This window comes from Microcoleus sp. w1-18aA5, assembly GCF_036701705.1.
GTDB lineage: Bacteria > Cyanobacteriota > Cyanobacteriia > Cyanobacteriales > Microcoleaceae > Microcoleus.
The window spans coordinates 1-12,650 of record NZ_JAUPTE010000034.1 but is presented as its reverse complement, the minus strand read 5'-3'; the positions used below and the strand labels follow the sequence as shown (position 1 = coordinate 12,650).

General features: G+C 45.4%; 9 protein-coding genes and 1 pseudogene. 7 read left to right on the top strand and 3 right to left on the bottom strand.

The features are described from left to right. Positions 1-47 precede the first annotated feature (47 nt). The 4 genes and pseudogenes from Q5691_RS14280 to Q5691_RS14265 all read left to right on the top strand — a co-directional run bounded on the left by Q5691_RS14280 (position 48) and on the right by Q5691_RS14265 (position 3,007). Positions 48-491, top strand: a complete 444-nt coding sequence (locus Q5691_RS14280) for a hypothetical protein (RefSeq protein WP_333214469.1) — start codon at positions 48-50, stop codon at positions 489-491. A gap of 116 nt (positions 492-607) precedes the next feature. Continuing rightward, positions 608-1,120 (top strand): hypothetical protein, encoded by a 513-nt coding sequence (locus tag Q5691_RS14275; RefSeq protein WP_333214467.1) that lies wholly within the window; start codon positions 608-610, stop codon positions 1,118-1,120. A 402-nt stretch (positions 1,121-1,522) separates the two neighbouring features. Beyond that, the gene (locus Q5691_RS14270) at positions 1,523-1,918 is read left to right on the top strand and encodes an IS66 family transposase zinc-finger binding domain-containing protein (protein WP_333345332.1); all 396 of its coding nucleotides are present in this window, start codon (positions 1,523-1,525) and stop codon (positions 1,916-1,918) included. Positions 1,919-1,934: 16 nt separating this feature from the next. Then, positions 1,935-3,007, top strand: a pseudogene (locus tag Q5691_RS14265) (ISKra4 family transposase). 224 nt (positions 3,008-3,231) lie between these two features. Here Q5691_RS14265 and crtO read toward each other — a convergent pair. Both crtO and Q5691_RS14255 read right to left on the bottom strand, forming a co-directional pair. Next, positions 3,232-4,929 carry a beta-carotene ketolase CrtO gene (gene crtO, locus Q5691_RS14260; protein WP_333216670.1) on the bottom strand — a complete coding sequence of 566 codons (1,698 nt, stop codon included), beginning with the start codon at positions 4,927-4,929 and terminating at the stop codon, positions 3,232-3,234. A gap of 431 nt (positions 4,930-5,360) precedes the next feature. Continuing rightward, on the bottom strand, positions 5,361-6,461 hold the full coding sequence (locus tag Q5691_RS14255) for a tetratricopeptide repeat protein (RefSeq protein ID WP_333216672.1): 1,101 nt from the start codon (positions 6,459-6,461) through the stop codon (positions 5,361-5,363). Between the two features lie 150 nt (positions 6,462-6,611). Between Q5691_RS14255 and Q5691_RS14250 the strand changes: the two genes are divergently transcribed. Then, positions 6,612-6,938: a YbjQ family protein gene (locus Q5691_RS14250; protein WP_006634531.1), complete on the top strand. Its 327-nt coding sequence runs from the start codon at positions 6,612-6,614 to the stop codon at positions 6,936-6,938. Between the two features lie 269 nt (positions 6,939-7,207). Then, positions 7,208-7,831, top strand: a complete 624-nt coding sequence (locus tag Q5691_RS14245; protein WP_333216668.1) for a hypothetical protein — start codon at positions 7,208-7,210, stop codon at positions 7,829-7,831. A gap of 250 nt (positions 7,832-8,081) precedes the next feature. Here Q5691_RS14245 and metH read toward each other — a convergent pair whose 3' ends face one another. Next, positions 8,082-11,633, bottom strand: coding sequence for a methionine synthase (gene metH / locus Q5691_RS14240; RefSeq protein ID WP_333345329.1), 3,552 nt, complete (start codon positions 11,631-11,633; stop codon positions 8,082-8,084). 178 nt (positions 11,634-11,811) lie between these two features. Here metH and Q5691_RS14235 point away from each other — a divergent pair, with 178 nt between their 5' ends. Next, the gene (locus Q5691_RS14235; protein WP_333216664.1) at positions 11,812-12,219 is read left to right on the top strand and encodes a hypothetical protein; all 408 of its coding nucleotides are present in this window, start codon (positions 11,812-11,814) and stop codon (positions 12,217-12,219) included. Positions 12,220-12,650 lie beyond the last annotated feature (431 nt).

Genomic DNA, 12,650 nt, shown 5'->3' with positions numbered 1-12,650 from the left:
CTGACCCTTTCAACTATTCCAAATGTTTTAGGAACGGAGGAAAAAAGGTGAGTTTATTGCAGCAGAGTCGCAAAATAATTGCAGGCGTACTTTTGGTATTAATGCTGGCAGTTACTACTGCCTGCGCGCCCAGCGTTTCCGCCCAAAAACCGACTGATATACCCGTAGCAATTGGTGGCAGTCAGGGTTATTACGCGCAGCTAGAACGTGGCAATACCGCCGCAGGTCAAGATTTCGGTCAATGGGTAACAAAGACGGCTAAGGGCTTGGTTCAGGATGCTTATGTGCGCGACAATAACAAATTGGGAGTTGTAATTACCCCGCAAGTCCGCCCGACTGAAGTGAAAGATTTGGCGAAATCTTTAGCACAAGGTTTTCACCGCAATTTCCCAAATCAGGATGTAAGTGTTTTGGTTTACGCTCCTGACAAAAAGTTAATTTTGACTGCTAAGTACGATCAGCAATCAAATCAGATTGAATACAAGTCTTGACCGAGTTAGCAAGCTTAAATGATAGTCGCGTGGCGGTTTAATATTCCGCAGTTTTTTGAAGGCTAAACCATCTCAATTTAAGACTGAAATGTTGTGTAGATTGGAAGAGAGTTACCATGAGTAGCAGCGATAATTACAAGCGTCAAATCATGAACGATTTAGCCCAGGGCGATCGAGAAATTATGCCGGAGACAACGGGTGAAGATTACGAAAACTTTGACGATTTTGCTCAGAGAACTTCCCCTGCTCAGCGCAAACAATTATTCGGGCGTTCCCTGAATCACGACTCCCTCCCGCCGGCTCAGTTGGAACCGGAATTGCAAAAGGCGATCGCCCAAATTAAGCCAAATGAACGCGACGATGTAGCACGGGAATTCTTCAAGCATTTGGGCAAGAGAGGATTGAACGATCGCCAATTGGAAAAGCAGCTAGGACTTTCTACCCACCACGCCAGCCGCATGAATGCTGACGATGTTACCAAGCTGGCCTCGTTCACCTATCACAATCACCCGGATATTTTCCAAGAAGTGCTAGCCGAACAGCCGAGTTTGATGAAGTTTTTAGGCAATCCAGTTGTTGCTGGTATTTTGGGAATAGTTGCGGCTAAATGGCTCAACAACCGTAAATAATCTTGGATTCAGACAAGCTGCAAAGCTGATAGTACGTGAAGCAAATAAAAGGACGATCGCGCTGGCGATCGTCCTTTTATATTTTATATCTAGTCCTGTAGTAAAATAGTAATTGCTCAACCCCCTTGACAAGAAGACAAGATAGACATTAGATCAAGGGATGGAAAAACTCCCCGACTTAAAGCAACTATCGAACGAGGCAAAAGAAGCCTTGATAGTAGAGCTATGGCCAGAAATCCAAAAACTTAGCGCAGCATTAGCCACATACGAACCAAAACCAGGCTCATCTCCCAAAAAACCTAGCCAAAATTCCAGCACTCCACCATCCTCATGATTCAAGCCAAACATTAAGCCATAGAAAATTGAGGGGATAAAAAGACAAAGAAGCCTAGGAAGAGCAGGATGGAAAGACAGCTACATCCTGAACCCGACCAAACAATCATCGCCCAAATCAAAAATTGCCCCCAGTGTGGAGAGAAACTCACCGCCGCCGCACAAAAATTGCAATCCCTCTACGAAAAAACCGAACTACCCCCAATTCGCCCCATAGTCACCCGAATCGAACGTTATGATGGTCAGTGTGCCTGCTGTCAGACCGAATATGTTGCACCTGTACCATTGGGAATGGAACCAGGTTCACCGTTTGGCCGTTCAATTCAAAGCTCGCGTCACATATCTTCGTTACACTCATGCCATCAGCTACGAACCGCTGTCGTCGATATTTGGCGGGTGCATCTCACTTTGCCAAATGTGTCAAAAAAGAGAGAAAATGAAAAAGCTAGTAAAATCGTTAAATAAAGATGAGACAAATAAAATGACACCATCAGACCAACAACAGCTAAAAGTCCACTTAAAAGCGGTAGCAGAAATTTTTTACAGAAATACAGATCCAACCGAGTTAAAAAGTTTTAAAAGTATAGAAAAAACCCTGCGAAGCGAAAATGTTAGAAGAAGTCGGCCCAGAACTAGGTAGCTTTTTTTTCATCAGTATCAGGAATTAAAACAGGAAAGCCCCGAAAAATAAAATCAATAATCGGCTCGCTCGACATTACAGATAATCAGGCAAAATATTTTGGCTTAAAAGCTTACAGTCAATTTAGTCCACTCATGGAAACTTGCTGTCTTTTAATCGGTGCCAATGAATCTTATCAAATGGCAGAAAAAGATTTGGAAAAATTTACGGGAATCAAAATTTCTCACAGTACATTACAAAGATTAGTCAATCGACAAGAATTTGAATTACCTATATCTCAACAAGGAGTCAAGAAAATTACATTAGATGGCGGTAAAGTTAGACTACGCAACGAAACCAAGGGCGAGAGCTGTTACTGGAAAGACTATAAAGCCCTGTGTTTAGATAATGTTTATTCGGCAGCCTTTTTTCAAAATAATCAAGATTTAATTGATGGGACTAATAGCCAAAAATTACTACACCCTATGTATTGTCTAGGAGATGGTCATGCCGGGATTTGGAACATATTTAAAGAAATTGGAGACAATGAACAAAGACAAGAAATTTTAGATTGGTATCATCTCAAAGAAAATCTCTACAAGGTAGGGGGGTTCAATAAAAGAACTAAAATTAGTAGAAAATATGTTATGGCAAGGCAAACTTGATGAAGTTATAAATTTATTTAAAGACTTTAAAGATCGAGCATTTAAAATAAAACGTTTTGTAATTATTTAGAGACCCATCGCTGTCGAATAGTCAATTACCAATACTACAAAGAAGAATCCATAAGTTCGATTGGTTCGGGAACAATTGAATCAATAATTAAACGCATTGGATTAAGGGTGAAAATATCGGGAGCGCAATGGAAGATTGAGAACGTTTCGTCTATCCTTTCTCTTCGCTGTGCTTATCTCAACGGTCAACTTTCAATTTGATGTATTTGCTAAACTGAGATGCACCCTAAAATTACTCTCCCTAATGGATATTTGCAACTAACCCTAATGGAAACATTAATCAAACTTACACATAGGGGCATAGAAACCGGGTATTTTACGACAATAATTGGTTGTTACCCTCTGATTCGGTAAAAAACCCGGTTTCTTCGATGGGAGTGCGTAAGTTCTGAGTAAATCAATAAGGGCAGGCAGTGCCAGTCCTCTTACTTCTCATTACTCCGAAATACCGACTTACCCTTCGCTTTCAGAGTATTAGCCGCATCTGCTAAAGTCTGCGCGAAAGGCTGCTGCGAGTGCATGAAAACGCGAGCGGTGTTGCGTCCCGGCATCCCCGAAATTGAGCCACCCGGATGCGTTCCCGCCCCCGTGAGGAACAAACCATCGATCGGCGTTTTGTAATTCGCCAACTCCGGCAAAGGACGGAAAAATATCATCTGATCTAGCGTCATATCAACGTGATAATAATTCCCTTTCAAAGCCCCCAAACGCTCTCCCAATTCTGCCGGACTTTCCACGTGGCGCCCTATAATTGAATTTTTGATATTTGGCGCGTATTCTGCTAATTTATCAATGCAGCGATCGGCAACTTTGTTTTTCAGCTCATCCGTCCAACCCGTACCGTGTTGACCGGTTCCTTCAGCATTTTCGATCATGTAAGGAGCAAAAAATTCAATCCAAGCCGTATGATGTCCGGGGGGAGCCATTGACGGGTCTAGTACCGTCGGAAACACTACATACATCGATGGGTCAGAGTCGGGAATTCTGCCGATTGAAGGCTCGCTGTGAGAAATTTCAACGTGTCTCACCGAATCTGCAATTAAAACCGAACCGATTAAATATTCGTCCCGATGATTCCAGCGATCAAACTTGGGCATTTCATTGAGAGCTAAGTCTATTTTGAGAATAGTCTCGTTGTTGTTAACAATTTTGCGCTCCAATCTTTCCCGCAAATCCGGGTCGGCACTGTCAACATCGCTGGAGTCCATTAAGTGCAGAAACAAGCGCTTAGCATCAATATTAGAAATGACACCTTTTGTAGCGCGGTATTCCGTGCCGTTGGCCACTCGAACTCCCACAGCGCGACCATCATCAACTAATATTTTCTCGACGTGCTGGTCGGTAAGTACCACACCTGAATAGCTTTTAACTAAATTGAGCAGCGCTTGCACTAATGCACCGGTTCCTCCGCGCGGTCTTGCCATGCCGGGATTGTGTCTCATTGCCAGCATAATTGCACCTACAGCAAGGGTTTTTTGCGAAGGAGGCGCGCCGAGCTCTGCGGCGAATCTTGCTAGGGGTGCTTTGATAAATTCCTCGTCAAACCACTCGTTGAGAAGGTCTTCAGCGCTGGTGAGCATCGTGCGAATAAAGTCCAGCGTTTTGTCGGGTGAACCGATGACGGACAATAAATCTTTGATCTTTGAAATATCGTAGTTGCCCAGAATATCTATGATGGATTTTGGTGGCGCATTAAACATCGGAACCATTGCCCCTAAAGCCCGCTGCCAAAAGTCTGTATATTCGGCATATTTTTTAGCGTCGCGCTCGTTATAGCGGGCAATTTCAGCACAAGTTTTTTCAACGGATTTGTGCGCTAAGAAATATTTACCGTCGGGATGTGGACAAAAGGCCACTGGATCGCAGAAAAGATATTCTAAACCGTATTTTTCCAGTTCTAGTTCTTCTACAACTGGCCCTAAATGGATAAATTCGTGGTCGATCGCGCAAAGATTGAATTTAAAATCCGGCAATTCGGGAATGGCAGCTTCAGTAGTTGCCGCGCCGCCGGGAACTGAACGTTTTTCTAACAAGAGGACTGTATATCCAGCTTTCAGCAGATAAGACGCACAGACGAGTCCGTTGTGACCTGCGCCTATGATAATGACATCATACGTTTGCATAGATGAAGTTCTAGGGAGAGGATATTTTGCTTATTTTACAAATGTTAACAACTTTGCCGTCTCTACCAATAGAAATAGATTCATTGTCAATAAGCCTTTTTAGCATATTACAAAAGATGGAGCTTTGACAAAATGCTGTTGTGCGATCGCCCTTATTTCTTCTTAAACTTACAGAGCGATCGCCCTTCTCCAATCGCGCCAATATTGTACTCTATTTAGCCACATTTATCTGCATTCAATTAAAAACTTAAGCAAACGAAGTAAGAAGGAAGAAGGAACAGGAAAGGGGCCTAGGCAATAGGGAATAGAAACAGTTTTGAGATTGCTTCTTTCCTTGCAACAAGGCGGGTTGAAGGAGTTAAGCCCTAGGAAAATTACTTACTCCACACTCAAAACTGCTAGCCAATTACCTATTAGTACATTGAGAAATATTACTTCAGTTCCCGCAATGCCGCCTCAGCTTTTTGTGCACCATCATTGTTGCCTTGCTGGCGGTAAGTGTCGAGGGCTTGTTGAAAAGCTTCAATTGCTTCGGATTTGCGATCGCGCGCTTTGAGTGCCTTGCCCATATTGTAATAAGCTTCTGCCCGGTTTGGATCAAGCTTAATCACTCGCCGAAAAGTAGTAATCGCTCCTGAAAAATCTTGTTTTTCCAGTTGAATTTTCCCCATTCCTGCGTGTGCTTCCACTAAATTAGGTCGCACCTCAATAGCCCGCTGATAAGCTATAAGCGCTCCGTCGAAGTCGTTTTGAGCCTGGAGAAGTTCGCCAATTTCTAGCTGCACTTCTGGATTCCGGGGCTCCAATTTGGCAGCTTCTTCAAAAGCTGCTAGCCCTTCGGAAGTATAGCCGGCACGCAGCAAAGCAGTGCCTAATTTTAACTGGACACCTGCTTGTTTGGGAGCGAGTTCGGCTGCTTGTTGGAGGACGGTGACAGCACTGGCAAAACTTCCCTGCTGGATCAATACTAAACCCATTGAAGAATAAGCTTGCCAATTTTTTGGATCGAGGGCGATCGCCTCTTGGTATGCTTTAAAAGAACCGCTGTAATCTTTTTGCTGAAAGAGTACCACTCCGAGACCGATTCGGGCATTGACATTTTTGCGATCGAGCACAGCGGCGCGGCGGTAAGCTGTGGCTGCTGCGGGATAGTTTTGTAAATTCGCCATAGCATATCCTAATGCGTATTGGAAGTCAGCATTATTCGGCTCGAGACCGATCGCTTGTTGGTAAAATTCTACTGAGGCTTGATAGTTGCCCTGACGCGCTTCTAAATAGCCAATACCCGAAAAAATGCGGGGGTTTTCCGTATCTAAACGCGCCGCTTCTTGATAAATGGCGATCGCCCTAGTGTAGTCTCCTGAATCTACAAACTCGCGCCCTTGTCGCAGCAGATCATCTAAATTTGAATTATTTTGAGGGTTGACTTGAACGGATATTTCTGCTGAGAGCGCTATCTGCGGCGCTGCGACAGCGAATCCTGCTACTAGCAACGTACTGAATACCAAGAGACTTTGTTTGTGCACGGCCATGTGTTTCAAAGAGTATGTGGAATGGAAGAGCGAGTAGCTGTCTGCTTGGCAAGCTGACAACTTATGATTTACCAGGAATGTTTGAGTGGCGAGATGTAGTAAATCTACAGAACAAGACCCACTCAAAATTTTCGCGATTGAGGCCAACTGATGATTGTAACAACAACTGATATCATCCAAGGAGCAGAAATTCAATCTTACCTGGGAATTGTAACTGCTGAGGTTGTCTACGGCACCAATGCCCTGCGAGATTTCTTCGCGGGCATTCGCGACATCATCGGCGGGCGCACCGGCAGTTACGAGGAAGTGTTTCTCAAAGGACAGCGAGATGCCCTCGCGGAACTGGAAAAACGGGCCCAGCGCCTCGGCGCCAATGCCGTAATCGGGGTGGAAGTTGACACCGGCACGATTAATGTAGACTCAAACGGGGCTTTGCTGCTGATTACTGCCGTTGGAACGGCTGTAAGATTGCGTTAAGCTGTTTTTTCTGTATACGTCCGCCTTTTCTGTATACATCCGGGAAGCTTTCCAACGGGATAAAATAGTTATCAGCCATCAGTCATCAGTCATCAGTCATTAGCTAATAGCGGGTGGCTGGGGGCGGATGACTTTTTCGTTTCTTTCTTCAGACATAGATACTGGTTATTTCCCCAGGCAGATATAGTTTCTATCAATCTCAGCCACAATCAATGCTTAAGTGAAAGATTGTTAAAAATTAAAGCAAATCTCAGAGGAAAAAAAAATCTATGTCATACGTAAATAGACCTGTAGATAACGTTGGTACCGAACCCGTGGTCGTAAATTCAGTGATGGAATACCACGATCGAGTACGTTGGGGCCCGATTTTTTCTGGTTTGGTAATTGCGATCGGCACACAACTGGTATTAAGTGCATTGGGCGCTGCGATCGGGTTGAGCAACATTGCTGGTTCAGGAGCTCCGCGCACTATTGCCGGGGACGTGGGTACCGGCGTGGGAATTTGGTCAATTATTAGTTTGTTAATTAGCTTGGCCGTTGGCGGTTGGGTAACTGCTCGCGCTTGCGGCCCGATGAACCGCAACACAGCGCTTTTAAATGGAGCAATTTTGTGGGCAACGACCTTAACAATTGGCTCTTGGCTGTTAGCAAATGGCGTGGCCGGCACTTTTGGCGTAATAGCTGCGAATGCGGGAGAAGCAATTAATCAAGCACAGCAGGGCGGGGTCGATTTGCCGAACCGAGCACCTAACGTATCTGCTCAGGATACTCGAAATATTGCTGGTAATGCTGCAAAAGCTGGTTGGTCCTTCTTGTTCGGCTCACTATTGGGTTTAGTTGCTTCGATGGTAGGAGCATCTGCCGGCGCGCGCACTCCCCGGAATTACTCGTAAAAGTTTCGTCAGACACGGAAAGTTTATATTCAGGAAAGCACTTTTGTTAAGGTGCTTTTTTATTGCTTTAATTCGGAAACTATTTTTGTATTGTTGGCAGGTTATACCTGAAAACGCATTTTTTGAGGCTCGGCACCCCGGTTTTTAAAGGGATGCTCTGCCTCCCGATCTTTGTTCCCAGGCAGAGCCTGGGAACGAGAATAATGAACGATCAAAGCGAGAGAAAGGTGCTTATAGCGTACCCTACGAATTAAGCGCTGAAGTATTTGGCGGCTGGGTGATAGGTGATAATTGCCGTTGTTGATTGTTCGGGATAAAGTTGTTCGCTTTCATCCATGTAGAGGTTGATACGATCGCACTTTAACAATTCCAGTTGCTTGTACTGATCCGCCATGTTCGGACAAGCGGGATAGCCGAAACTGTACCGCGAACCGCGATATCTTTGTGCTAGCATATCGCGAAGGCTGTCGGGTTCTTCGCTACCAAATCCCAATTCCCGGCGAATTCGCGCGTGAGTCCATTCTGCGATTGCTTCCGCTGTCTGTACCGCTAACCCGTGAAAGTAGAGATAGTCGGTATATTGATTGTTAGCAAATAGCTTTTGCGCGTACTCTGTAGCAATTTCTCCCACTGTCGCTACTTGCATCGGAAATACATCGATTTTTCCCGATTCTTTGGGTGCAAAGAAGTCGGCAATGCACAGCCGTCGCGCCGATTTTTGCCGGGGAAATGTGAATGTTGCAGCGGGTGTCGATACATCTTGCCCGCCCTCCATAATTTCTGGATCGTACAAATGCAAAGAATTACCTTCAGCTTGACAGGGAAAATACCCGTAAATTGCTTGCGGCTGCAGTAAATTTTCGGTGATAATTTTGTGTTTCCACTCTTCCAATATGGGATAAACTTTCTCAGCTAAGAAAGCATCGTATTCTTCCCGCGATTGGTCTTTTGGCTTGCGGAACTGCCACTGACCGGCAACTAAAGCTTGCAAATCTAAGTGCCAGAAAATCTCCTCAAAGGGGATGTCTTCTCCCTGCAACAGTTTTGTTCCCCAGAAAGGAGGAGTCGGGCGATCAATATCTGCTGCAACTGCTTCGGATCGCCTGGTATCTATCACCACAGGAGTGTCTGCTTTCTTGGCATCTTCTCCAGAAGTTTCTGGCGCAGCTTTAGCTTCTTTAGCCACCCCATTCTCCTGCCCTATTTCATCTAAAAATCCTTGCAAATCTTCCCATTTACCCGCAGATTTTGCTGGCATGAGTTTGTCCATAAAGTGCAAGTCAGAAAACGCATCTTTGCCGTAAACGACTTTACCTTTGTAGGTATTTTGGCAGTCTTCATGTACAAACTTGGGAGTCAAAGCCGCGCCGCCCAAAATTACCGGAACGGTAATTCCTTTCTGGTTGAATACTTCCAGATTTTCTTTCATAAATGCGGTGGATTTTACCAGCAAGCCACTCATGGCAATACAGTCGGCTTTGTGCTTCTCGTAGGCTTCGATAATATTGTCAACTGACTGTTTAATACCCAAGTTAATCACTCGGTAGCCGTTGTTTGATAGGATAATATCAACCAAGTTTTTGCCGATGTCGTGAACGTCGCCTTTGACAGTAGCGATGATAAATGTTCCTTTGGCGTTGTCCCCGGATTCGGACTTTTCCATGTACGGTTCTAAATAGGCAACTGCCGCTTTCATGGTTTCTGCTGACTGCAATACAAATGGCAGTTGCATTTGTCCCGAACCGAACAATTCTCCGACTACTTTCATGCCGTCTAGCAAGAAGGTATTGATAATGTGGAGAGGCGGATAGGTTTCTAATGCTTTGGCGAGTTGGATATCTAGCCCAATGCGTTCGCCGTCGATGATGTGCTGCTTGAGACGTTCTTCTACCGGGAGGCTTGCGTCTTCTGTCCGATCGCGCTTTGTGGTTTTGCCCGCAAACACCGTTGTCAGCTCGCCCAAGGGGTCGTAAACGCAAATTTCGCCGTCAAACTCCCGTTCATCGTAAATGAGTTTACGGCAGATTTCTTGGTGTTTGGGGTCGATTTTGGCGAGGGGCAAAATCTTATTGGCGCTGACAATTGCCGAGTCCATCCCGGCTTGCATCGCTTCGTGCAAAAACATCGAATTCAAAACTTGCCGCGCCGCCGGATTTAAACCGAAGGAAATGTTAGAAACTCCTAAGATGACGTGACATCCGGGCAATTCTTGACGAATGCGACGGATCGATTCGATGGTAGCTTTCCCGTTTTTTCGGTCTTCTTCAATCCCGGTAGAAATTGGCAATGCTAGGGTATCAAAAAAGATTTCCTCGGCGGGAATTCCGTAGGCGACAGCGGCGTTATATGCGCGCTGGGCGATCGCAAATTTTTGGTCAGCAGTTCTGGCCATCCCGTCTTCGTCAATTGTACCAATAACTATGCCCGCGCCGTATTTTTTCGCCAACTCTAAAACTTGATAAAAACGCGGTTCTCCGTCTTCGTAGTTAGTGGAATTCAGCAAACATTTGCCGCCCGCAACTTTTAAGCCTGCTTCCATCTTTTCCCATTCTGTGGAATCCAGCATTAAAGGGAGAGTTGCATTAGTCACAACGCGGGAAACTAATTCTTTCATGTCGCGCACGCCGTCGCGGCCGACATAATCAACGTTAACATCGAGAATGTGCGCGCCTTCTCGCACTTGTTCCCTCGCCATTGCTACTAAACCGTCCCAGTCTTCGGCGTTTAGCAAATCGCGGCATTTTTTGGAACCGCTGGCGTTGAGTCTTTCGCCGACAATTAAGAAGGAATTCTCTTGTTCGTAGGGTTGGGCGGTGTAAATTGAAGCGGCGGATGGTTCCCAAGTAATTTCGCGGATTTTGGGTTTAAGAGTTTTGCCAATTTCTGATAGTTCGCGGATGTGATCGTAGCGGGTGCCGCAGCAGCCGCCGATGACTTGCACGCCTAAGTCTTCGACAAAGCGCATCAAGGCCATTTTTAATTCTATTGGCGTGAGTTTGTAGTGCGCGTGTCCGCCGATGTTTTCGGGTAAACCGGCGTTGGGAACGCAGGAAACGACGAAGGGCGAATGTTCGGAAAGGTATTTGACGTGTTCGGCCATGCGATCGGGCCCGGTGGCGCAGTTGAGGCCTAAAATGTCGATCGGGTACGGCTGCAAAATGGCTAGGGCGGCGCTGATGTCGGAACCGACTAACATTGTGCCGGTGGCTTCCATTGTGACTGATACCATTAACGGAATGCGCGCACCTTTTTTCTTAAATACTTCTTCAATGGCATTTAATGCTGATTTAATTTGCAGCACATCTTGACAAGTTTCGACAATAAATAAGTCAACGCCGCCGTCATAAAGTCCTTCTGCTTGTTCGGCAAAAGCGGCGGTGAGCGTGTCAAAATCAATGTGTCCTAATGTTGGCAATTTGGTGCCTGGCCCGATCGATCCTGCGACAAATCGAGGTTTTTCTGGCGTGGAAAATTCGGCGGCGATACCCTTGGCGAGTTCGGCGGCAGTTTTGTTGAGATAATATGCTTTGTCTGCCAAATCGTATTCGGCGAGAACGATGGAAGCAGCGCCAAAGGTGTCTGTTTCGATGACATCGGCCCCTGCTTCGAGGAATCCCCGGTGCACGTTGGCGACTGCTTCCGGCTTGGTGTGGACGAGATATTCGTTGCAGCCTTCGTATTCTTTGCCGCCAAAGTCTTCTGCGGTGAGGTTTTGGACTTGCAGGTTGGTTCCCATCGCGCCGTCGAAGACGATGACGGGGCGCGAGGGGTGGTGGAGGCGATCGAGGAATCTGCTATTCATAAGCGGTCAAAAAAAACGCAGGTGCTATATATTTACAATTTTATCTATTGTGCAATATTGTCAACAATTATGTGACTGTTGGCAAATGGCTAATGACCATGCCGATTTGAGATTTGGGATTTGGGATTTTGGATAAAAAAACCAGCCCCCGGATTCATTCCGACGCGCAGGTTGACTGATGGGGACAATCCCCAATCTCAAATCAGATGACAATAGTTCGATCGTACCTGTAAGTGTGCGGGAAATGTCCGATTATTTCGAGGATGCTGTTGTGCGTGGAGATTTGGGGGAGAAGCGGGTGATTATCGGCTGCGAGGGGTTTTTCCGCTTAACTGTTGAGGAATTTTGCCAAAATGCGATCGAAATAATTAAACGATTGATATTAAAGGGCGATCGAATTTTCTGCTATCTCGTAGTTATGCTGATAAGTACGATCGCGATCGCTACTCCTGGCACTTGCCATTGTTTGAGTGTTTCTTCTACGAATAGACGGAATTCGCTCAGATCCCATTGGTTTTTCATCAGAAGTCTCCTTCCAAATTCCACGATTTTATCAATGAGTATCGAAAAGCATGGGTTAGTTTGAAAGCAGCGAGTTGCTTTTTGTTAATTGGTTCAAGACTATAATCGATAACTCCAGCTAACTCCACCATCTGTTTTTCTACACTTTTTGCCCTCACTAAAGATACGCCCAGAACTAGCGAAGCTAATATGAGCTTAAAAAAACGACCTGGTATTTGCAACAAGGTCGAGTTGATTAATAGAGATCGTCTATACAAGCGCTATCATCCCAGGAATTGGTAAAGCGGATTGTCTATACCAACACCAACCAAAGTTCCATCTTCCATCGTAGCAACACTAAGTAGGTTGCCTCCCTCTCCTACAAGCTGCCATCGAGCTGCAAATGTTGCTACTCCCTTCCCAGGGTAAACGCATCTACATTAATTTGACAAACACCTAAATTTGTGCACTACTAAATAACTAAAAAAACCTTCTAAAAATCATTGACTTTAACCA

Excerpts from the sequence above, each read along its gene's own strand:
- Q5691_RS14275 (WP_333214467.1), top strand. The coding sequence starts at position 608 with ATGAGTAGCAGCGATAATTACAAGCGTCAAATCATGAACGATTTAGCC.
- Q5691_RS14270 (WP_333345332.1), top strand. The coding sequence starts at position 1,523 with ATGGAAAGACAGCTACATCCTGAACCCGACCAAACAATCATCGCCCAA.
- crtO (WP_333216670.1), bottom strand. The coding sequence starts at position 4,929 with ATGCAAACGTATGATGTCATTATCATAGGCGCAGGTCACAACGGACTC.
- Q5691_RS14255 (WP_333216672.1), bottom strand. The coding sequence starts at position 6,461 with ATGGCCGTGCACAAACAAAGTCTCTTGGTATTCAGTACGTTGCTAGTA.
- Q5691_RS14250 (WP_006634531.1), top strand. The coding sequence starts at position 6,612 with ATGATTGTAACAACAACTGATATCATCCAAGGAGCAGAAATTCAATCT.
- Q5691_RS14245 (WP_333216668.1), top strand. The coding sequence starts at position 7,208 with ATGTCATACGTAAATAGACCTGTAGATAACGTTGGTACCGAACCCGTG.
- metH (WP_333345329.1), bottom strand. The coding sequence starts at position 11,633 with ATGAATAGCAGATTCCTCGATCGCCTCCACCACCCCTCGCGCCCCGTC.
- Q5691_RS14235 (WP_333216664.1), top strand. The coding sequence starts at position 11,812 with ATGGGGACAATCCCCAATCTCAAATCAGATGACAATAGTTCGATCGTA.